22 protein-coding genes are annotated in these 19,931 nt (G+C 56.2%); 8 read left to right on the top strand and 14 right to left on the bottom strand.

What is annotated here, in order from left to right:
• Positions 1-38: 38 nt before the first annotated feature.
• Positions 39-467, top strand: coding sequence for a group III truncated hemoglobin (locus AC2T28_RS15715; protein ID WP_486749770.1), 429 nt, complete (start codon positions 39-41; stop codon positions 465-467).
• Between the two features lie 13 nt (positions 468-480).
• Here the strand turns inward: AC2T28_RS15715 and AC2T28_RS15710 are convergent, their stop codons facing one another.
• From AC2T28_RS15710 to AC2T28_RS15700, 3 genes are read right to left on the bottom strand one after another with little or no spacing between them, the layout of a single operon-like run.
• Positions 481-1,470, bottom strand: a complete 990-nt coding sequence (locus AC2T28_RS15710) for a YcjF family protein (protein WP_486749579.1) — start codon at positions 1,468-1,470, stop codon at positions 481-483.
• Complete coding sequence (locus tag AC2T28_RS15705; protein ID WP_486749578.1) at positions 1,467-1,934, bottom strand: GNAT family N-acetyltransferase; 468 nt, start codon at positions 1,932-1,934, stop codon at positions 1,467-1,469. Before AC2T28_RS15705 ends, AC2T28_RS15710 begins: the two co-directional genes overlap by 4 nt.
• The gene (locus AC2T28_RS15700; RefSeq protein WP_486749577.1) at positions 1,931-3,346 is read right to left on the bottom strand and encodes a YcjX family GTP-binding protein; all 1,416 of its coding nucleotides are present in this window, start codon (positions 3,344-3,346) and stop codon (positions 1,931-1,933) included. Before AC2T28_RS15700 ends, AC2T28_RS15705 begins: the two co-directional genes overlap by 4 nt.
• Positions 3,347-3,468: 122 nt before the next feature.
• On the opposite strand from AC2T28_RS15700, the gene truA reads away from it, so the two are divergent.
• Together truA and AC2T28_RS15690 are read left to right on the top strand one after the other, a co-directional pair.
• Positions 3,469-4,236 (top strand): tRNA pseudouridine(38-40) synthase TruA, encoded by a 768-nt coding sequence (gene truA / locus AC2T28_RS15695; RefSeq protein WP_486749576.1) that lies wholly within the window; start codon positions 3,469-3,471, stop codon positions 4,234-4,236.
• Between the two features lie 68 nt (positions 4,237-4,304).
• A complete protein-coding gene (locus AC2T28_RS15690) occupies positions 4,305-4,889 on the top strand; it encodes a hypothetical protein (RefSeq protein WP_486749575.1) in 585 nt (194 codons plus the stop codon).
• Between the two features lie 97 nt (positions 4,890-4,986).
• Here the strand turns inward: AC2T28_RS15690 and AC2T28_RS15685 are convergent, their stop codons facing one another.
• From AC2T28_RS15685 to AC2T28_RS15665, 5 genes are all read right to left on the bottom strand, one after another.
• On the bottom strand, positions 4,987-5,382 hold the full coding sequence (locus AC2T28_RS15685; protein WP_486749574.1) for a cupin domain-containing protein: 396 nt from the start codon (positions 5,380-5,382) through the stop codon (positions 4,987-4,989).
• Between the two features lie 135 nt (positions 5,383-5,517).
• Complete coding sequence (locus AC2T28_RS15680; RefSeq protein ID WP_486749573.1) at positions 5,518-6,753, bottom strand: acyl-CoA dehydrogenase family protein; 1,236 nt, start codon at positions 6,751-6,753, stop codon at positions 5,518-5,520.
• A 222-nt stretch (positions 6,754-6,975) separates the two neighbouring features.
• Positions 6,976-7,335 carry a glycine cleavage system protein GcvH gene (gene gcvH / locus AC2T28_RS15675; protein WP_486749572.1) on the bottom strand — a complete coding sequence of 120 codons (360 nt, stop codon included), beginning with the start codon at positions 7,333-7,335 and terminating at the stop codon, positions 6,976-6,978.
• Between the two features lie 102 nt (positions 7,336-7,437).
• Positions 7,438-8,889 carry a glutamine synthetase family protein gene (locus tag AC2T28_RS15670; protein ID WP_486749571.1) on the bottom strand — a complete coding sequence of 484 codons (1,452 nt, stop codon included), beginning with the start codon at positions 8,887-8,889 and terminating at the stop codon, positions 7,438-7,440.
• 25 nt (positions 8,890-8,914) lie between these two features.
• The gene (locus tag AC2T28_RS15665; RefSeq protein WP_486749570.1) at positions 8,915-10,231 is read right to left on the bottom strand and encodes a Rieske 2Fe-2S domain-containing protein; all 1,317 of its coding nucleotides are present in this window, start codon (positions 10,229-10,231) and stop codon (positions 8,915-8,917) included.
• Between the two features lie 134 nt (positions 10,232-10,365).
• On the opposite strand from AC2T28_RS15665, the gene AC2T28_RS15660 reads away from it, so the two are divergent.
• A complete protein-coding gene (locus tag AC2T28_RS15660) occupies positions 10,366-11,142 on the top strand; it encodes an IclR family transcriptional regulator domain-containing protein (RefSeq protein WP_486749569.1) in 777 nt (258 codons plus the stop codon).
• A 35-nt stretch (positions 11,143-11,177) separates the two neighbouring features.
• On the opposite strand, the gene AC2T28_RS15655 is transcribed toward AC2T28_RS15660, so the two are convergent.
• On the bottom strand, positions 11,178-11,525 hold the full coding sequence (locus tag AC2T28_RS15655; protein WP_486749568.1) for a hypothetical protein: 348 nt from the start codon (positions 11,523-11,525) through the stop codon (positions 11,178-11,180).
• A gap of 190 nt (positions 11,526-11,715) precedes the next feature.
• On the opposite strand from AC2T28_RS15655, the gene AC2T28_RS15650 reads away from it, so the two are divergent.
• From AC2T28_RS15650 to AC2T28_RS15640, 3 genes are all read left to right on the top strand, one after another.
• On the top strand, positions 11,716-12,537 hold the full coding sequence (locus AC2T28_RS15650) for a bifunctional allantoicase/(S)-ureidoglycine aminohydrolase (RefSeq protein WP_486749567.1): 822 nt from the start codon (positions 11,716-11,718) through the stop codon (positions 12,535-12,537).
• Between the two features lie 78 nt (positions 12,538-12,615).
• Positions 12,616-12,930 carry a hypothetical protein gene (locus AC2T28_RS15645; RefSeq protein ID WP_486749566.1) on the top strand — a complete coding sequence of 105 codons (315 nt, stop codon included), beginning with the start codon at positions 12,616-12,618 and terminating at the stop codon, positions 12,928-12,930.
• A gap of 75 nt (positions 12,931-13,005) precedes the next feature.
• The gene (locus AC2T28_RS15640; RefSeq protein ID WP_486749565.1) at positions 13,006-13,992 is read left to right on the top strand and encodes a type I glyceraldehyde-3-phosphate dehydrogenase; all 987 of its coding nucleotides are present in this window, start codon (positions 13,006-13,008) and stop codon (positions 13,990-13,992) included.
• A 205-nt stretch (positions 13,993-14,197) separates the two neighbouring features.
• On the opposite strand, the gene AC2T28_RS15635 is transcribed toward AC2T28_RS15640, so the two are convergent.
• The 4 genes from AC2T28_RS15635 to puuE all read right to left on the bottom strand — a co-directional run bounded on the left by AC2T28_RS15635 (position 14,198) and on the right by puuE (position 18,687).
• The gene (locus AC2T28_RS15635; protein WP_486749564.1) at positions 14,198-14,869 is read right to left on the bottom strand and encodes a hypothetical protein; all 672 of its coding nucleotides are present in this window, start codon (positions 14,867-14,869) and stop codon (positions 14,198-14,200) included.
• A 232-nt stretch (positions 14,870-15,101) separates the two neighbouring features.
• Positions 15,102-16,565 (bottom strand): uracil-xanthine permease family protein, encoded by a 1,464-nt coding sequence (locus AC2T28_RS15630; protein WP_486749563.1) that lies wholly within the window; start codon positions 16,563-16,565, stop codon positions 15,102-15,104.
• Between the two features lie 81 nt (positions 16,566-16,646).
• Positions 16,647-17,132 (bottom strand): ureidoglycolate lyase, encoded by a 486-nt coding sequence (locus AC2T28_RS15625; RefSeq protein WP_486749562.1) that lies wholly within the window; start codon positions 17,130-17,132, stop codon positions 16,647-16,649.
• Positions 17,133-17,268: 136 nt separating this feature from the next.
• The gene (gene puuE, locus AC2T28_RS15620) at positions 17,269-18,687 is read right to left on the bottom strand and encodes an allantoinase PuuE (protein WP_486749561.1); all 1,419 of its coding nucleotides are present in this window, start codon (positions 18,685-18,687) and stop codon (positions 17,269-17,271) included.
• Between the two features lie 153 nt (positions 18,688-18,840).
• On the opposite strand from puuE, the gene uraH reads away from it, so the two are divergent.
• A complete protein-coding gene (uraH, locus tag AC2T28_RS15615; protein ID WP_486749560.1) occupies positions 18,841-19,197 on the top strand; it encodes a hydroxyisourate hydrolase in 357 nt (118 codons plus the stop codon).
• A gap of 20 nt (positions 19,198-19,217) precedes the next feature.
• Here uraH and AC2T28_RS15610 read toward each other — a convergent pair whose 3' ends face one another.
• Positions 19,218-19,826: a DUF922 domain-containing protein gene (locus tag AC2T28_RS15610; protein WP_486749559.1), complete on the bottom strand. Its 609-nt coding sequence runs from the start codon at positions 19,824-19,826 to the stop codon at positions 19,218-19,220.
• Positions 19,827-19,931 lie beyond the last annotated feature (105 nt).

Below are 19,931 nucleotides of genomic sequence, written 5' to 3'. Positions count from 1 at the left end.
TATCTATGCCCAATCGAAATACACATGCAGGCCAGCCCATGCCCGACACCACCCTGGACAACCCCTTGAAACGCTTTGATATCACCGCGGATCAAATCAATCACGTGGTGACTGTATTCTATGCGCGAATTCGCCGCCATGCTGTATTGGGTCCGGTGTTTGCCAACCACGTCGCCGATGATGACTGGCCCGAGCATGAAGACAAGATTGCCCGATTTTGGCGCAATGCGATTCTGCGTGAGAAGAGCTATAACGGCAATCCAATGCGGGTGCATCTGACCCGCCCGGATGTCAAAGCCGAGCATTTTCCACTGTGGCTGGAACTGTTTCATAAGGTCCTTCACGCACATTTGCCAGACCATCTGGCGCACAGCTGGGGTGCCCTTGCTGACCGCATTGGCGAAGGGTTTCGAGCCGGGCTTGTTTCGATGCGCCAACCCAAGGATGAACCGCCCAAGCTGTTCTAAAGATCAAACCCGCTTAGTCGCCCTTGCCGAACAATCCTGTCAGAGCCCGCTTCACCACAGCCCGTACTTTTGGCTTGCGATCCTTGCCAAACGGCATGGGGCGGCAAACCTCCATCGCTGCGATCCCGACACGGGCTGTCAAGGCGCCATTGACCAACCCCTCTCCAAACCGGCGTGACAGTTTGGACAGCACGGTTCCACCCAGAACGGGCTCCAGCAGATCATCCCCCACCGCTACCGCACCGGTTACAACCAAATGAGACAACACCGCGCGGGTCAATCTCCACGAGCTAAAGAACCCACCACGCCCGCCGTAGATTTCAGCCACGCGTCGGATCATCCGCATCGAAGACACCAGCGCAGTGACAACATCCGCCAAGGCCAGTGGGACCAGCGCCGTTACTGTGGCGACCTGCCGCGCCGCGGCTTCTACCTCTCGCAGCGCCATGGCATCCAAGGGCAGCAGCAACTCTGTCTCGGTCAATTGCAAAACTGCGTCTGCATCCATCAACTCGTCCCGTCGCTCGGTCAGCCTTGCCCCTCCCCAAGACAACTCATCACGATGGGCGTAAAACCGGCTCATCGCGGCGGCATAGGTCTGGGCCGCAACCAAATCCTTGTTTGCCTCGGTCGCGCGTTGGCGCATTCCATCTACCCGGCGCAACCGCGCCAGTGCAGCCAGCTCGCGCGCGCCCATAAGCAAAGCCAGTATCAGGGCAACGCCAAGCCCAACAGTTACCGCCCAACCCAACACAGGCACGCGCAGGATCAACCCTGTGGCAAAATCCCAGGCAGCCACGGAAACCACCGCGCCCATCAGTGCAACCAGTACCCCCCAGAACCATCGCGCCAGACGCGAGGGCTTACGTGCAGCAAGCCGGGCGGCTTGCTGCAAAGCGGACGTCTCAGGTACATCAGTCAGATCCGGCACCACCGGGGCCGCTGTCACATCCGGTACCGCCTCGTGGTCTTCCAGGTTGAAAATGACGGGCTTATGGCTCATTCACTAACATCCTCTCCAGAGCCACCATGTTGGGCCCACTGCAAGAAGACATCCGGTAGCCCTTCATCGTTCTTGGATCCGTCGCCACGGCCAATTTCGATGAACCCCTGCCGTTGATAGAACCGGCGCGCGGCCACATTGGCCTCAAATGTGCGTAGGACCAGCTCTGGGCTGACAGATTTGGCTTCAGCCAGCAATGCGCGGCCAAATCCTTGCCCCCGCACATCATCTGCCAGATAGAGTGAACACACTTCGGTTCGGTCCCGTGCCAGAAATCCTACCACCCGCCCATTATGTTCAATAACTGTGACCCAATCGCGTTCAATCATGGTGCGACAAAGCTTGGTGACCTCTTCCACCGAATACAACTTGGGCATCCAAAAGGTGCTTTGCTGAAAGTGATGCACAATCACCCCGGCCAAAGGCGCGTCTTCCACTGTCGCCTTGCGGATCACCCTGGTCATAACTGATCACCGATCAAAAACTCAGCCGCCCTGTCTAACCGGATATGCGGAGGGCCATCCCCTGGTTTCAAAGTCAGCTTTGCCGGAGCAAAGGCCATGGCTTGATAGTCCCCGTCCAACCAGTTTTTGGCTCCCGTCCGCGCATGCCCGAGCAGCTGGCCCGGATCTTCGGGGAGTGCGCCAGCATAAAATGCTGCCTGTTTCCCGCTGTCGAGCAACGTGCCGCGCACACAGGGTAATTCAGCACCATCGTGACTGCGCATTTCTTCGGTTGTAGCCCGCAAAGACGCCAGAGCAAGTGCTGCGGTTTCGGCGCCAGCGAACTGCGCCCGATCCCGCGCATCCCGCGTTAGTGCTTCGATAATATCCGTCATTTTTCTGTGTTGATCATGATGCAAATGATCTGCTTTGGTTGCGGCAAACAGTATTTTTTCAACTCGTTTGCCACGCAAAAGCCGCGACAGCAATGCATTTCCACCTGGGCGGAATGCGCACAAAATATCAGACATTGCGTGGCGCAAATCTTCCAGCGCACGCGGCCCTGAATGGATCGCACTGAGCGCATCCACCAACACCACTTGCCGGTCAATTCGTGAGAAATGATCGCGAAAAAATGGCTGCACCACCTTGCGCTTATAGGCCTCGAACCGGCGCTGCATTTCACGGTGGATCGATCCGCGCTGCGATTTACCGACAAATGGAACTGGCGCAAATGTCAGCACCGGTGAGCCCGCCAGATCCCCCGGCAAAATGAACCGCCCCGGTGTGCAATCATAAAACCCATCTTCGCGCGCTGCATTCAGATAGGCGGTGAACCCTTTTGCCAGTTGCTGCGCAGTGCCTTCGTCATGGGATTTGGTGGCATCAACAGTTTTTGCCAAATCCAGAAATTCTCGGGCACAGCTTCGATTGCGAATCCGTTCTAATACCTCGGCCGACCAATCGTCATAGCTCTTGTCCAGCAAAGCCAGATCCAGCAGCCATTCACCGGGATAGTCGACAATGTCGATGTGCACTGTGCGCGGCCCCTGCAGACCAGACAACAACCCAGAAGGCGCTACCCTCAGGCTCAGCCGCAGCTCAGAAATTGCACGTGTACTGTCTGGCCACTGTGGTTCAGGACCGGTCAGCATGGCTAGGTGAGTTTCATAGTCAAACCGTGGCACAGTATCGTCCGGCTGCGGCTGCAGGAACGCCGCATTCACCCGCCCATCACGCACGGCAGCCATCTGCACCATCCGGCCCCGGTCCAACAGGTTCGCCACCAAAGCCGTAATAAACACGGTCTTTCCAGATCGCGCCAAACCCGTCACACCCAGCCGGATCGTTGGCTCAAAAAACCGTTCCGAAACGGAATCACTGACGCTCTCAACACCACGAGCAATTCCGTCGGCCAATGAAGAGATTACCAAATCAGCACCCTATCCCAATACCTTACCTGTTAAGATAGTCAGCCAAGGCCCGCGTTACCAGCCCGATACGACCAACAAAGACGGGGCTTGTACGGTTTCGTCAGGCGCGCTAATTCCCCGCCATGCCACGTTTTGCTTTGAAAGTTGAATATCAAGGGGCGCCTTTTGCCGGATGGCAGCGCCAAAAAGATCAGCCCTCGGTGCAGGGCGCGATCGAAACGGCTTTGGCACGGCTGGAGCCCGGCCCCCATACCATTGCCGCCGCCGGGCGTACCGATGCTGGTGTACATGCACTGGGTCAGGTGGCCCATTGTGATCTGACCCGCGACTGGGATCCCTTTCGCCTGTCCGAAGCTTTGAACTATCACCTCAAGCCTGCGCCTGTGGCAATCGTTGCCTGTGTTCAGGTTGCGGATGACTGGCACGCGCGGTTTTCAGCGCTGGAGCGCCAGTACCTGTTTCGTATTCTGACCCGCCGTGCCCAACCCACCCACGATGAAGGCCAGGTATGGCATCTGAAACACGATCTGGATGTTGCCGCCATGCAAGCTGGCGCAGATATGTTGCTGGGGCGGCATGACTTTACCACCTTCCGTTCAACCATCTGTCAGGCCGAAAGCCCGGTCAAAACGCTGGACGAATTGCGGATCGAACAGGTTGATGGCTTCTCTGGACCGGAAATCCATTTCCATGTCCGCGCCCGCAGTTTTCTACACAATCAAGTTCGCAGCTTTGTCGGCACACTGGAGCGTGTTGGCGCTGGATCGTGGACACCCCAGGACGTAGCTGACGCCCTAGAGGCCCGCGAGCGCGCCGCTTGTGGCCCGGTTTGCCCCGGCCACGGATTGTATCTGGCGCATGTTGGCTACCCTGAACCGGTGTTTGACTAACCCCTCCTTACCCCCTGCATTGCCTTCGCCCAAAGTCCAGCTATCTCGATAACTGGAGACAATAGGCTGTGCGCAAACAGCCAACACCACATGGGATAGAAACCACAGGTGAGACCATGCCCGACGAGATCCAAACCCTTGAAAGAAAAGTTCAAAATCTGGAAAAAACGCTGACAGCTAAGTTGCAAGCCAACAAGCAAGAGGATGCCAAACGCGCAGCCCAGATCGTAAGTCAGGCGGATCAATCTGCCCAGAACGTGCAAACATTGGTAAAGAAATTCAACGAGATCGACAGCCATCTAAAAACCAACGACACGCAGATCAAGGCCAATACCGACGACACCGAAGGCAACCGTCAAGCTCTGATCAGGGCGCGAAAATATGTCGACACCGAGGTCAAGGGGATCGGTTCTCAGGTCAAGGCCAATGCCGCCGAGGCTGAAGAGAACCGTCTAGCTCTGGTGCGCGCCCGCAAATACGTCGACGATCACGACAACACGCTGGAAAAAAAGATCACCGAGCTTAAGAAAATCATCTCAGAAATGGAAAAACGGCACGTCAAACTGGTTGATACCCAGATCAAGAATTACGACAAACTGATCCGCAAGGTTATCTCACAAGAAGTGGCAAAGGTTGCCAAGGGCAAGCGATAGGCAAGACAGCACTTCCAATAGTTGGGGCGGCTTTCAAAGACCGCCCTTTGTTTGACATGCTATCCCTCTAAGGGGGCAATGGGCGTCAAACAGAAGCCTATTGCGAAACCATAAGTGGCTTGCCAGCTTCACCAAACTGGAACACGACAAATTTCGAACGCTCAGTCGTACTCAGGTTACTCCCAACCATCCCAACGTTTGGCAATTCATAAAATGCCTGCCCCGCAGTGTATTCCACTGGATCTTCTCCATCCAATTTTATGCTCAGCGAACCTTCCATTACGTAGACAAACACATGGCCGGGGTGAAAATGGTGATCCGTTTTCCAACCTGGGTCGACATCAAAATGAACGACATTTGCCTCGGTATTCGGCATCCCTTCAATCAAGGTTTTAAGCGCAGGGGTGGATATCGTTTCCGCAAATGCAGGCGCGTGAAAAGCAACTGCCGAAACGCCAAGTGCTACGCTTGCTGCGATAAATCGCTGTGCCATATTGTCCTCCTGAAAAGCAAATCCGGTTCAACACGATGAACTCACGGATGCGTCATCGTATCATACTTTTATGCTTTTTTCGAGTGAGGCTTCTCTAGATTGGGATTGTTAGGGGCGACTTGGCCTGCCCCAATATTACATCTTCTCCTGCGTGTATTTCTTCAGCTCAACCCGCGCCACTTGGCGTCGGTGCACCGCATCCGGACCATCCGCCAGCCGCAGCGTCCTCACATGGGTCCAGGCCTGGGCCAATGGCGTATCCTGAGAAATCCCCTGCCCGCCAAACATCTGCACCGCCTCATCAATCACCTTCAGCGCCACACGCGGAGCCACCACCTTGATCTGCGAAATCCACGGTGCGGCTGCACGGGCATCCCCCTGATCCATGTACCAAGCCGCCTTTAGGCACAGCAGACGCGCCATTTCGATCTCCATCCGGCATTCAGCAATAATATCGTAATTCGCCCCCAGCTGCGCCAGCTTCTTGCCAAAGGCCTCGCGCTGCAGGGACCGTTTGCACATACGTTCCAAGGCAATCTCAGCCTGACCAATCGCGCGCATACAGTGATGAATGCGCCCCGGCCCCAACCGGCCCTGCGCAATTTCAAATCCGCGCCCCTCGCCCAGCAGAATATTCTCGGCAGGAACCCGCACGTCCGTAAACCGGATATGCATATGACCGTGCGGGGCGTCGTCATGGCCATAGACCTGCATTGGCCGCAGCACCTCGATCCCCGGAGTATCAGCAGGCACCACAATCATCGACTGGCGCTGGTGCTTGGGCATCTCCTCACCCGCAGTTTTCACCATGACAATATAGACTTTACAGCGCGGATCCCCGGCCCCACTGGCCCACCATTTCTCGCCGTTCAGCACATAGTCATCGCCGTCCCGCACACAGGACATCGAAATATTGGTGGCATCCGAACTTGCCACATCCGGTTCGGTCATCAGATAAGCCGACCGGATCCCCCCGGCCAGCAGCGGCTTCAGCCAGCGTTCTTTCATCGCCTCCGAGCCGTACCGCTCAAACACCTCCATGTTGCCCGTGTCCGGCGCAGAACAGTTGAACACCTCGGCCCCGAGTGGGGTCTTGCCCATCTGTTCGGCAAAATAGGCGTATTCCACGGTGCTCAGACCAATGCCCTTGTCACTGTCGGTCAGCCAGAAATTCCACAGCCCGACCGCCTTGGCCTTGGTCTTCAACCCTTCCAGAATTTCAACCTGTCGCTCGGTATAGCTCCAGCGATCACCTTTACCGATCTCGGCATGATAATCGTCTTCCAGCGGCATCACCTCATCCCGGATCATCGCCGTGACCCGGTCCAGCAACGCACGGGTTTCCTCCCGCATGCCAAAATTCATATCCATCCGAACCAGCCTCCCAACAACCGCTCAAGCTTTGCAAGCAAGCATGTCTCAGACACAGCCGACCTGTCTACCAAAGTGACGAAACGTAACACCAAGCCCGCTCTTCATCTGGCCAAAAATATCCCTGCCAGAGACACGCCCTTTTGACAAAAGGGCCAAAAAGCAAAGCGGCGGGCCATTTGGCCCGCCACATCATTCCAATTCAACTGCGGTGCACCAGCGTTAGCCGATGAATTTTTGGTAATCCGCTTCATCCATGTAGTCATCCATCACTGACAGATCCGAGGCCTTGATTTTAAAGAACCAGGCCCCGCCCTGGGCGTCTTCGTTCACCAGACCGGGTGTGTCGGCCAGGCTCTCGTTGACTTCAACAATCTCGCCATCCAGTGGCGACAGGATGTCTGACGCGGCCTTGACAGACTCAATCACCACAACCTCTTCGTCCTTGGTCACTTCGGTGCCGGCTTCAGGCAGCTCGATGAACACAACATCGCCCAACTGCTCGGCGGCGTGTGACGTAATACCAACCACGATCAAATCGCCCTCGGGCAGCAGCCATTCATGTTCTTCGGTGAATTTCATCTTCGATTTCCTTCAGATCCAAGGATTTTATGTTGCCCATAGGCTACCAATCGCAATGCCACCGATCAAGCTGCAAACGCTGAAAGCCCCTGATCGATGGGTTCAAAACAGGTTGAAATACTCTGCCTGTTCCCATTCGCTGACCGTGTTCAGATAACGGTTCCATTCAAACCGCTTCAGATGCAGCAGATAGTCCACAAACTCATCGCCCAGAGATTGGCGGAACAGCGTGGAGGATTGAAACGCCTGCAACGCATCCCCTAGTGAACGCGGCAGCTGATCCCCTTCGCCTTCATACGGGGACAGTGTTGGGGCTGGCGCTTTCAACCCCTGCTCAATTCCAGCGGCTCCTGAAACAAGCTGTGCAGCCAGTGCAAGATAGGGGTTGGCCGAGGTGTCCGGCGCCCGGTTTTCCACCCGGCTTGCCTTGTCCCCTGCCTGCAGCAACGCACGCAACATGGCTCCGCGATTGTCCTCGCCCCACTGGATACGATTTGGGGCTAGTTGATAGGGCAGATACCGCTTGTAGCTGTTTACACTGGGCGCAATCATCACCGAGGCTTCAGCAGCGTGTTTCAGCAACCCGGCGATCCAGCCATTGGCCTGCGACGTCAAGCCTCCACGCTCATCGGGTATAAACAGGTTTTTGCCAGTCTTTAGGTCCACAAGTGACTGGTGAATATGCCAGCCATTGGCACAGGTATTGGCCAGTCGGGGTTTCGCCATGAAGCTCGCATGAAGCCCACGCGCAGCACAGACCTGTTTGACCATACTGCGGAACATCACCAGCGCATCAGCCTGCGTCATCGGGTCGGCAGGATCAAAGGTAAACTCAACCTGGCTTGGCCCCATCTCTACCTCGACCGAGCGTACGGGCAGACCCAAAGCCTGCGCATGGCGGCGCAGATCATCCAGAACCGGCTCCAACTGACCATAACGGTTTTCGGTCAAAAACTGATAGCCCTGCGCCAGATTGCGGGTCTCAACCGGCGCCCCCGGCATGCCAGATTGCTCATGCCCCGTCGCGCCATCAAGCCGCTCAAATATGTGAAACTCAACCTCAAGCCCGATTACGGCAGCCATCCCCTGATCTGCAAGCTGGTCCACTGCCTTGCGCAACACCTGCCGGGCGCTAAACGGAATGGGCTGGCCATCACGATAGACCACGTCGCAGAAAATCCAGGCTGAATGAGGTGACCATGGCAACACCCGGAATGTTTCAGGGCACGGCACCAACAGCACATCATTGGCGCCCTGCATTGGCCCGGCCTGAACGCCATCCTCACCCGACCACACATCATAGGCCGTACGGTGCGAGGTGTCTTTCAGCAATAATGTTGAAGGCACCGCGATCCCGGCATCAAACACCGAGCCAAAAGCACTGGCGACTATGGTTTTGCCTCGTAAAATCCCGTGTTGATCGACAAACAAAACCCGTAGGGTTTCGATATCACCCGATTGCACCTGCGCCACCAGATCCGCCGCTTTGGCGATATCATCGGCTGACAACAACCCCATCTTGGCCAGTTTCCCAGCCTTGATTTTCTCCAGCATCCCGCGCTCCCTGCACTCGGCCTTTTTAGACAGCAGCATCCCAGGGGCAAGCCTCACGGCGTTCCGTATCAGACGTTTGCGTGGCCTTACCCCAGTCGCCATCTTTGGCAATCGCGTCATTGGACACTGGTCCAACGACGGTTGCAAGGTCCAGCCCTGTATGCATCGGCAGATCTTGTTCGCGGCCCTCTTTGACGGCGGCAATCGCAGCACGCAGCAATCGACGATAACGGATGATGCCAACATCGGTCTTGCCCAGATGCTCTTGCGTGCGGTCCTGGATCGCCCCCATGCTTTCAACCGCCCATTGATCGTGCACGTTGATGTCCAACCCCATACCGGTATAGGTCTCGCTATCCTGCTCCGCAGCATCATAGCCATAGTTGTTGCTTGCATTTTTCAGCGGCGCATAATCCGGCAGGCTGTGTTCTTTCAACCGCTGTTCCCGCATCAGGTCCTTATCCACCGGGGCATCAAAGCTAGTGAACATCGAGAACCAGTAACAGTTTTCATCATCCACCGGCACATGCCACTGGGTAATGGTCATCTCGCGCGACATCGGGATACAGATCGCCTCGGGGAAGATCTGGTTGGTCACCCGCACATGGGTCTGCCCGCCGCCCAAGTGACGCAGGGCGGTCAGCTTCATCCCGTAATCAGTCTCTTCCACTTGGATTTCAGGGCGCGGATAATCACGCAGAAGCTTGGTCATCGGAATGTTGGTATCCGCAGCACTATCGCGGAACTGCTTTCCATAGCTATCGGCCGGATCTTCATCCTGTAGGAACCGGTGCAGGAACGAGGCATGGGCCGGGTCAATACCAATCTCAAGCGCCTGCAACCAATTGCACTTCCACAGCCCTTTGAAGGCAAAGACATGCGTGTTTGGCGCACGAAAGCAGTCAAAATTCGGAAAGGCCGGCGGCTCCCCTGGACCCATATAGGCCCAGATGATGCCGTTCTTTTCGACCACCGGGTACGAGGTCGACTTGATTTTCTCATGCATCCGGCTGCCCTCGGGCTCTCCGGGCTGTTCCACGCATTGACCCGTGCGATCAAAATGCCAGCCATGAAACGGACAACGCAGCCCATTGTCCTCTAGTCGACCAAAACACATGTCCGCGCCACGATGTGGACAATGGCGACCAATCAGCCCCAACTTGCCCTCGGTATCGCGGAACAGAACCAGCTCTTCTCCCAGCAGTTTCACCGGCACCACCGGACGCCCTTGCTCCAACTCGTCCAACAATGCCGCGGGTTGCCAATAGCGACGAAGCACTTCACCGGCATCACTGCCCTTGCTTACTCGGGTGAGACTATCGTTCATTTCCTGGCTGATCATGCGGGCTCCTGGCTGGCTGTCGACATTGTTTGGACTTGACCACGTTCGTTTAACGAACTAATTGACCTATATACGATCATCGTGCAAGAGCCATGCAGGTCTGTCAAGACTGGCGGGGAACAAATGAGGTTGAAATGCCCACCACTGAACAGGACCGAAATATATCATCCAGCTTTGCCAAGGGCCTAGCCGTTTTGGCAGTCTTTGACGCCGCCACCCCCAGTATGAGCCTGGCAGAAATTGCCCGTCGCACTGGGCAAGACCGCGCAACGGCACGGCGTGGCGCACTCACGCTGGTTCAGGCGGGATACTTGCGCCAGGATGGGCGCATGCTGTCGCTGACCCCAAGGGTTCTGGTTCTGGCTGGAGGCTTCCTGCAAGCCAATCAATTTGGTCGTCAGGTGCAGCCTCTGCTGGATCATCATGCAACCAAACTGGGCGCTGAAATCACACTGGCAATGCTGGACGGCGACAAGGCGCTGCTGCTGGCACAATCGACAGTGGACCATGGCCCGGTCACATATGGCTTTACAGCCGGCGCACATCTCCCCCTGCTCCACACCAGCCTTGGTCGAATGTTGCTGGCCTGCCTACCGCCAGAGGACGTCGAATCTCAGGTCAATCGCGTCACCTTACCCAGCTACACCGAGCAATCAATCCAAGACCCTCAGGAAATCCTCGCCCGGATCGCACAGGCCCAAGAGGATGGCTTTGTCGTCACCGACAGTGAATTCGAGACTGGTATTGTGGGGTATGCCGTTGTGGTTTCACGACCGGGCTTTACGCCAGTGGTGTTGGGCAGCTCAGCCCCCCGTGGCCTGGGAACACACGATCCGCATGAAAAGATACTGCAAGAGCTGCAGCGTTGCGCAGCAGAGCTTCGGCAAGCAGGTGCCCTAGAAGGGCTATAACGCCCTCGCCAGCCACACATAAGTAGAACGTCGTATTAGGGTTGAATAACCCAGATGCCATCTGCGTTTTTACAACGACGCGTGTGGATCAGCACTGGCTTGTCTTTACCCGCTGCCATGGCCTCGTGACGCAACCACACGCAGTTGTCGGCAAACTTATCCAGCGTAACCGTGCCAGATGCACCGGATGCCTCATTGGACCACTTGGCCGAGGAACCCGTACGGGGCGCGCCTCGCTCATACAGCCCAGCAGCATACTGCCCCATAATATCAAAATCTTCGCTGCTAAGCCCTGTTTCCGCCAAAATACGTGACAGTGACTTGGCCTCTGCGGAAACCCCAAAGGCAACCAAAACAGCGCAGGCACAAAGAAGCTTTTTCATAATTGATCCTCAACAGTCCACCGCCACCAACAGTGGCTTTTCTCCAGCGTTACACCGCCTTTTACCGATTGTCCAAACCTCGCCGCGTGATATTCAAAAAATTCCGAAGAATGCTATCGCCCGACAGTCCCTTTCGGTCGACGAGCCGCGCTCGCATAGTTGCACCAATCTTCTTGGAAAGGACCCGAACATGGCATCGCCCACCTATCACACTCCGCACGGCGGCCACCCAGGGCAAGAGCAGCTGCTGACAGATCGTGCCATGTTCACCGACGCCTATGCGGTGATCCCCAAGGGAACAATGCGCGACATCGTGACATCGTTCCTGCCGGGCTGGGGCGGCATGCGTATGTGGGTGATCGCCCGCCCTATGAGCGGTTTTGCCGAAACCTTCTCGCAATACATTGTTGAGTTGCAGCCCGGCGGAGGCTCGGACGCGCCAGAAAGCGACGGCACGGCTCAGGCCGGGCTGTTTGTCACCCAAGGCAACCTGCAACTGACCATCGAAGGAGAGGCCCACGCGTTGGAGCCCGGCAGCTTTGCCTATGTCCCTGCCGACAGCACCTGGACCATCCGCAACACCGGCACTGATCTGGCCTCGTTCCACTGGATCCGCAAGCAGTGGAAATCTGCACCCGGCGTGAGCAAACCCGCCGCCTTTGTGGTCAACGAACAAAACATCGAACCCAACGTGATGCCCGACACTAAGGGCCGCTGGGCCACCACACGCTTTATGGACCCCGAGGACTTGAGCCACGACATGCATGTCACTGTGGTCACCTTTGAACCCGGCGGTGTGATTCCATTTCTGGAAACCCACGTGATGGAACACGGTCTGTTCGTGCTCGAAGGCAAGGCGGTCTACAAGCTGAACCAGGACTGGGTCGAGGTTGAGGCCGGTGATTTCATGTGGCTGCGCGCCTTCTGCCCGCAGGCGTGTTATGCTGGTGGACCGGGTCGCTTCCGCTATCTGCTCTACAAAGACGTCAACCGGCACATGCCCTTGGGCTAACGCGGCGCGCGGATTTCCATTGCATATGGCGCGCCTCCCGCTAGGGTTGGGTGACGTATTTTAAGCCGGAGAATTGGTATGTTGAAGCATGTGACCCTCGCCGCAGCACTGGGACTAGTACTGACGCCAATGGCGCAGGCCAAAGACACTCAGGGCAAGCAGGTCACTGTTCTGGGCCGCAACTGGGTGGTAACAGCGGTCGAAGACATGCCTGGGCGCTACCGCGCTGAACGGTTGAACGTTGAACTGATCCCTTTTCGCCCACCAGCAATGATCGGCTCACGCCAAGCGGTACGGGCGTTCAAGGCCGCCACCGGATGCAGTGCCAACGTCGACACCATGGTGCGCTCAATCGACGGCTCCTATTACGCCCAGATGATCTGCCCTAATTAGGCTCTTCACAAAATGTGATCAAATTTTCACCCGTGATGGATTGAGCCAAATCACATCCCCTGCCATAGCTATGTCATGAAGATTGCAATCAATGGATTCGGCCGCATTGGCCGCGCGATTCTGCGCCAAATCCTGACCACGCCGCGTGGTGAGGGTGTTGAGGTTGTGCGGATCAATGACATCGCCCCACTAGAGATGTGCGCCTATCTGTTTCAATACGACAGCACCTTTGGTCCCTTCCCACATGCCGTTGAAACCGGTGATGAAACCCTGAATGTGATGGGGCGACAGATCCCCATGAGCCATCAGGCCGATCTGACCCGGGTTGATCTAAGCGGTGTGGACGTGGTTCTGGAATGCACCGGCATTGCCCGCACATCCGATGTGGCAAGCCGAGGGCTAGCAGCGGGGGCACGTAAGGTCCTGATCTCAGGTCCCTCGCCCGCTGCCGAGCAAACGGTGGTTCTTGGCGCCAATGACGCAGAGCTGGTGGGTCGCCAGATCGTCTCTAATGCATCCTGCACCACCAATGCGCTGGCTCCACTGGTGAAACTGATCGACCAGATTGCCGGGATCGATACGGCGCATATGACGACGATCCACTGCTATACCAACTCGCAGCCCATGGTAGACGCCCCGCGCGGCGATATGGCCCGCTCGCGTGGTGGCGCGCAGTCGATGGTCCCCACAACCTCATCAGCAACCCAGCTGATCGATACGGTTCTGCCCCATTTAGCAGGCCGCATCAGCGGCGCAGCTGTCCGGGTCCCAAGCGCCAGCGTCTCAGCCGTAGACCTAGTCGTGCAGCTGTCCCGTCCCTTTGGCGAAGACACATTCCAGGCAGCACTGAAAGAAGGTGTAGAGGCTTCTGCTGTCCTCGGCTGGACCGATAGACCGTTGGTCTCGTCTGACCTGCGTGCGCGCCCTGAATCACTGGTCATCGCCGCCCCCGAAACCCGCATGGCAGGCGACCGACAGGTGCGCGTGTTTGGCTGGTACGACAACGAATGGGGGTTTTCGGCCCGTATGTTGGATGTCGCCAAGCAAATGGCGACTTCTTGAACGCAGCCCCCGTGCAGCAGCAATGTAAATCGGGTAACTCCCCATAGCACGCTTTGAAATCACCGAAATGCACCCCGCATCAAGGATTAGGTATTCTGGCAACCCAGCGTATTGAGTTAAAAGTTGTTCTAACGTCATATCCCACACTATGAGGGGCTAATTCAAAATCTCGACACTTAACTAAGTCCTTAGGCTAACCTCTCCCTCACACCCAGATTTCAGCTGTTGGTGCTAGAAATACAGCCTTTCGCAAGTCGTCGTTCTCCAAGAACTCACGTGGCTTTTTGTTGCCCTCTTTTATCGGTCGATATTCTGATGTCTCTTCAATGGTAAGCAACATGCCATTCGAAAACGATATCTGCATGGAGCGCTGCTGTAACTCGAGCGATGTTATTTCTGAGCCGATCAGACTTGGGCTAAGCTTATCAGCACCGTTGGTTATCCACGGCTTGGGCCTGTCATAGTTCTCGAAAAAATGGTCTTGGATCAAAACACCATCGACCATTATCCACTCTCCGGCACCCCAGATTGCGATAACCAGCCACTCATTTCCAAGCCGCAGTCCAAAAAAGCCCGGTCCACCCATGCCATAGGTACCGACATGTGTCAGAACCTCATCAACTTGACGACCTGTAATTTGCTCGGCTGAGAGTGCCTTTGGAACAAACGGTATCAGACATCCGCTTGGCCCCATGGCTCCACGCTTGTCTTCCGGTATCGGTTGAGATGGATCTGGTATCTCAAACTCATAGATCAGGGACGAGCTCGGCTCCATATCCGCGAACTCACGTTTAGAGACCCAAGCCAATAAATGGTGTGAAAATGGTAGCTTTCCGTTTATCGCAAGACGGACCAAAAAATTTCTGAAGTATGTCAACTGACTGCTCTTTCCTGAAGGTTTTCAAATTAGACGAAACTCACGTGGGTCGCGGCCCATGTCAAGTTTGGGCTTAATCCGAACCTTAGCCGGACCTGCGTTGCACATACTTCCTAGCGACCTCCTTCATGCATCAATTTTACGAATTAGGGGCCACCAACCGGCAGCCCCTTCTTCTTTGTAAAAATACTCTGGGGAGCGCGAGGGGTTGGCCCCTCGCACCGCGCCCTTTTTATTCGCCAGGCAGGCTGCCTTCTCCGTGACCGGCATGTCCACCCGACACTTCATCTGTAGCCTCGTCAGCCAATTCTTGTGGCAGCACCAGGTTCAGAACGATGGCGATCAGCGCAGCTGGCAAGATACCCGAGGCCGCCAGGATGCGCAAAGTATCCGGCAGATACTGCAGTGCGTTTGGCGCGCCAGGCTTGAGGTTCATCACCTCGAGCTGCAGGCCAAAACCGATGGACAAGGCAATGGCAAAGATCACCATGTTGCGGCGGTTCCAGTTCACGTCGGACAGCATCGAAATACCAGCCGACACCACCATGCCGAACATGACGATCACACCACCGCCCAAAACTTCGATTGGGATGGTACGGATCACCGCGCCGACCTTGGGGATCAGCCCGCAGACGATCAGGAAGATCGCGCCAATTGTCACCACATGGCGGCTCATTACGCCCGTCATGGCGATCAGACCCACATTCTGGCTGAACGAGGTGTTAGGCAGCCCGCCAAAGAAGCCAGCAACCGCAGTGCCAACACCGTCGGCATAGGTCGCGCCCTGGATCTCCTTGTCGGTGGCTTCACGGCCTGCACCGCCCTTGGTGATGCCGCTGACATCGCCCACGGTCTCAACCGCGCTGACAAAGGACATCAGGCAGAACCCGATGACGGCTGCGGTGGTAATCTCAATCCCGTATTTAAAGGGGTTGGGCAAACCAAAAGCATCTGCGCGAGCCCAGCTCTGACCGATACCTTCAAAAGTGACGAGACCAAAGAACATCGCATAGACATAGCCAATCAGGATGCCGATCAGCACCGCAGAAACCGACAGCATGCCACGGGCAAAGAACTTGAATCCGAGGGTCGAGAAAATGACCACCAAGGCCACCGACCAGTTCAACGCGCTGCCGTATTCTTCTTTGCCAAAGACTTTGGCCGGTACACCGCCAGCGGCATATTCAATGCCGACCCGCACCAGATAAAGACCAATCATCATCACCACCAGGCCGGTCACCAATGGCGGCAGAGCAAAGCGGATGCGCCCAATGATTGTGCCTAAGGCCGCATGGAACAAGCCGCCGACCAATACGCCGCCGAAAATAACCGGTAATGCCTCGGGGCCCTTGCCGATAACCAGCGGGATCATGATTGGAATAAAGGCAAAGCTGGTGCCCTGCACGATTGGAAGGCGGGCGCCAACTGGCCCCATACCGATTGTTTGAATCAGCGTCGCAATGCCTGCAAAAAGCATCGACATCTGGATCAAATAGCTCATATCCGGGAAGCCCTGCGCGCCTGCGTCAGAGCCAAAACCAAAGCCAGCGGCTCCGGAAATAATAATAGCAGGCGTGATGTTAGAAACAAACATCGCAAGCACATGCTGGATTCCCAGCGGCACCGCTTGCATCAGCGGCGGGGTGTAATTTGGATCGCGCAGCTGTGCTGGCGTCCCTATGGAACCAATTGACATAATGTCCTCCCTTTTGGTCGTTCCTTGTTGGTCCTTGCTGCCTCTTTTTGCGGGCGGCTTTGGATCCTGATTGGTGGTTAGTTATGGCGGTGACACGGAATAAGGCGTGTCAAACCAATGTTCTTCAAGATTGTCGCCATCGCCGATCCTATCAACAACAGCAAACATTCCCGGTGCCGACAGCGGAGTCAGCACCCCGTGCCAAGTGCCGCGATGCAGGTTGATCGATTGCCCTGGAGCTGTTTCAAACGCCAGCGGCGTGCCCGGCTTGCCGTCTTGGTCAGGGGCGACAATGACCAGAAAACTGGTCTGCGACATCGGGATAAAGGCCTGACTACCATCCGGGTGGCGTTCGACCATTTCCAGTGAGTAGGGAAAACTGCGCGGTTGCGCATCAAACATCGAGATCCCGGCACGGCCGCCGTGGAAATCCATATCGGCCAGATCATGGTGGCGACCACATAGGCCCTGATTAATCAACTTGTCCGGCTGTGGCTTTAGCTCCAGTACGTCGCCAAAAGGGGCAAAGGCAGCGGCGGTCAGCGGTTGGGTGAGGATTGTGGTCATATGATTTGACACTCCACAATAGCGATGCGTTCGCCCGTGGTGGGCGCGTAAGCGCCCGCCTGGGGCGCGGGCGGGCGCATCCCGGATCGCGTGCGATCCGGGAAGTAAGTTAAGAAATTGGTTGCCGCTGCGATAATCACGACGGCAAAACATCCCGCAACCGGAACTCGGCAATCCGCTCAACTTGTTTGCACGCCTCAGCGAACTCAACCTCGCGACTGTTATCGATACGGCGCAAGAACGAGGTCAAAATGCTGGCCTTGTCGTGATCTCGCACCGCGATGATGAAGGGAAAACCGTGTTTCGTCACATACTCACCATTCAACCGGGTAAAGGTCTCGCGTTCCTCGTCCGTCAACATATCAAGCCCGGCGCCAGCTTGCTCACCAGTGCTTTCAGCCGTCAACCGCCCTGCTGACGCCAGCTTGCCAGCCAGATCCGGGTGCGCTGTCAGCACGCCGAGCCGCTCCTCTTCGCTGGCACTGCGGAACATACGTGACAGCGCATTATGCAACCCACCAGCCGTGTCATGCGCGCGCCCTAGCTCCAAATCAAAGGCCCGTTCGGCGATCCAAGGCGAGTGTTCAAAAATCGAGCCATATTTACCTACAAATGTCTCACGTTCCATCTGGCTGGGGCGTTCATAGCGCTGGTGCGGATGGGTCTTGGCCCAGTGCTCGGCAATATCAATGCGACGTGGGCACCACACACCCTCGAATCCTTGGATATAGTCGATGAACCGCTTCAACCCGGCAATCTTGCCCGGACGCCCGATCAGACGGCAATGCAGCCCGATGCTCATCATCTTGGCCGCGCCTTCCCCGCCCTCGGCATAGAGCACATCAAAGGCGTCCTTGAGGTACGAGAAGAATTGCTCACCGGTGGTGTAACCCGGCGCGGTGGCAAAACGCATATCATTGGCTTCGAGCGTGTAAGGGATGATCAGTTGATCCCGCTCACCCTCTTCACGCCAATGTGGCAGATCATCGTCATAGGTGTCCGAGATATAATCGAACCCGCCCTCTTCACTTACCAACCGCACTGTATTGGAGCTACAGCGACCAGTGTACCAACCGCGCGGTCGTTCGCCGACAACCTCGGTATGCAAGCGCACCGCCTCGGCGATGGTGGCACGTTCTTCCACTTCGGACATGTCCTTGTGCTCGACCCATTTCAATCCGTGGCTGGCGATTTCCCAGCCTGCAGACTTCATTGCCGACAACTGGTCAGGGCACCGTGCCAAGGCACTGGCGACGCCATAGATGGTGACCGGAATGTCTGCCCCGGTGAACAATCGATGCAACCGCCAAAATCCAGCCCGTGCGCCATACTCATAAATCGATTCCATATTCCAATGGCGCTGACCCGGCCAAGGCGCGGCACCGGGAATGTCCGACAAAAACGCCTCAGACGCAGCATCCCCATGCAGAACGTTATTCTCGCCGCCTTCCTCAAAATTCAGCACAAACTGCACGGCCACACGGGCATCGCCCGGCCACTGTGCATTTGGAGGAGTTGCGCCATATCCGATCATGTCGCGCGGGTATCTGGTCATGGTGGCTGGCCTTTCAACCTAAAGAGTTACCCCTTACTATGGCAGAAAATGATCGGGGTTTTTCAAATTTTCCCGAATACACTGTCAAGATTGCCATGTTTGCATGTGCGCCCGCTCTACGGCAGGACTGAAACGGCAAAAGGAGACCATACAATGACCGGCTATCTGACCACGCATGTTCTGGACACGGCCCGCGGCTGCCCGGCCGAGGGACTGAAGATCACCCTCTACCGGATCGAGGGCGAGACCCGCAGCAAACTGGCCGAGACCGTAACCAACGACGACGGCCGCACCAATTCGCCAATCCTTCCCCAGGGTGACTTTGCGATTGGCACCTACGAGCTGGTGTTCGAGGCTGGAGACTACCTGCGCGCCACAGGTCAGGCCAAGGATGATCCGCTGTTCCTGGACCTGGTGCCTATCCGCTTTGGCATGAGCGACGCGGAGGCGCACTATCACGTGCCCCTGCTGCTGTCGGCCTATGGATACTCCACCTATCGCGGCAGCTAATCCTTACGGGCCAAACCCTCTCAGGTGATATCGTAATTGAGCACCGCACCGTGTTTGGCCCCATGACCGCTGGCTTTGTCCAGTTTCTTGGCAGCGGCGGTAATGCGCTCGGCAATTTTCTTACCGCCATAGCTGGCGACATAGAGCTTGATAAAGGCAGCCTTGCCAGCCTCAAACGCCTTATCCTCGTCATCACCCAGCCCGACACCTTCGATCTTCATAATCTCGTCGCCCATGGTTTTAGCCAGTTTTTCGGTGGCAACCATGTGTTCGCGTTCATGCTTGTCCAGCTTGCCCAAAAAACGGTCCCATTCTTTCTTGGCCGTTTTGGTCAAAGTGTTCCCACTCAGCTTTGGCAGTTTAATGGTGCCTTCGACCTTCATCGTCATGTTCTTGACGCCAACACGCGTCTCGATCTTGCCCGTCTTCAGACAGCGCCCGCCCCGCACCTCTGCATCCCATTTGTCGGCAACGATGATCGTAGTTGCCGTCAATGCCGCAACCTTTTTTTTGTCATTAGGATCCTTGGGACCAACCTTAAGCACATGATCCCAAACCTCTTTCAGGGTCTTGCCCTTTACGGAATAGGTGGTGATTTTCGGCTTGCTTGATGTAACTTTGTTGCCCATCGCGAACTCCAATACTCATTAAAAACACTGTGCCAACCCAGCCAAGACACACATAACAACCTGCCTGTCTTCTAACCCGCTTCAAGGGGAAATCTTGTGCATCAC

The sequence above is a fragment of the Parasedimentitalea nitratireducens genome, from assembly GCF_057444295.1.
Note: the sequence above shows the minus strand (reverse complement) of the source record. Positions and strands in the feature narration are given on the sequence as shown.

What these genes read in the sequence shown, in the direction of transcription:
- AC2T28_RS15715 (WP_486749770.1), top strand. Translation starts at nt 39, where the DNA reads ATGCCCGACACCACCCTGGACAACCCCTTGAAACGCTTTGATATCACC.
- AC2T28_RS15710 (WP_486749579.1), bottom strand. Translation starts at nt 1,470, where the DNA reads ATGAGCCATAAGCCCGTCATTTTCAACCTGGAAGACCACGAGGCGGTA.
- AC2T28_RS15705 (WP_486749578.1), bottom strand. Translation starts at nt 1,934, where the DNA reads ATGACCAGGGTGATCCGCAAGGCGACAGTGGAAGACGCGCCTTTGGCC.
- truA (WP_486749576.1), top strand. Translation starts at nt 3,469, where the DNA reads ATGCCACGTTTTGCTTTGAAAGTTGAATATCAAGGGGCGCCTTTTGCC.
- AC2T28_RS15685 (WP_486749574.1), bottom strand. Translation starts at nt 5,382, where the DNA reads ATGGCACAGCGATTTATCGCAGCAAGCGTAGCACTTGGCGTTTCGGCA.
- AC2T28_RS15680 (WP_486749573.1), bottom strand. Translation starts at nt 6,753, where the DNA reads ATGGATATGAATTTTGGCATGCGGGAGGAAACCCGTGCGTTGCTGGAC.
- gcvH (WP_486749572.1), bottom strand. Translation starts at nt 7,335, where the DNA reads ATGAAATTCACCGAAGAACATGAATGGCTGCTGCCCGAGGGCGATTTG.
- AC2T28_RS15670 (WP_486749571.1), bottom strand. Translation starts at nt 8,889, where the DNA reads ATGCTGGAGAAAATCAAGGCTGGGAAACTGGCCAAGATGGGGTTGTTG.
- AC2T28_RS15665 (WP_486749570.1), bottom strand. Translation starts at nt 10,231, where the DNA reads ATGATCAGCCAGGAAATGAACGATAGTCTCACCCGAGTAAGCAAGGGC.
- AC2T28_RS15660 (WP_486749569.1), top strand. Translation starts at nt 10,366, where the DNA reads ATGCCCACCACTGAACAGGACCGAAATATATCATCCAGCTTTGCCAAG.
- AC2T28_RS15655 (WP_486749568.1), bottom strand. Translation starts at nt 11,525, where the DNA reads ATGAAAAAGCTTCTTTGTGCCTGCGCTGTTTTGGTTGCCTTTGGGGTT.
- AC2T28_RS15650 (WP_486749567.1), top strand. Translation starts at nt 11,716, where the DNA reads ATGGCATCGCCCACCTATCACACTCCGCACGGCGGCCACCCAGGGCAA.
- AC2T28_RS15645 (WP_486749566.1), top strand. Translation starts at nt 12,616, where the DNA reads ATGTTGAAGCATGTGACCCTCGCCGCAGCACTGGGACTAGTACTGACG.
- AC2T28_RS15640 (WP_486749565.1), top strand. Translation starts at nt 13,006, where the DNA reads ATGAAGATTGCAATCAATGGATTCGGCCGCATTGGCCGCGCGATTCTG.
- AC2T28_RS15630 (WP_486749563.1), bottom strand. Translation starts at nt 16,565, where the DNA reads ATGTCAATTGGTTCCATAGGGACGCCAGCACAGCTGCGCGATCCAAAT.
- AC2T28_RS15625 (WP_486749562.1), bottom strand. Translation starts at nt 17,132, where the DNA reads ATGACCACAATCCTCACCCAACCGCTGACCGCCGCTGCCTTTGCCCCT.
- puuE (WP_486749561.1), bottom strand. Translation starts at nt 18,687, where the DNA reads ATGACCAGATACCCGCGCGACATGATCGGATATGGCGCAACTCCTCCA.
- uraH (WP_486749560.1), top strand. Translation starts at nt 18,841, where the DNA reads ATGACCGGCTATCTGACCACGCATGTTCTGGACACGGCCCGCGGCTGC.
- AC2T28_RS15610 (WP_486749559.1), bottom strand. Translation starts at nt 19,826, where the DNA reads ATGGGCAACAAAGTTACATCAAGCAAGCCGAAAATCACCACCTATTCC.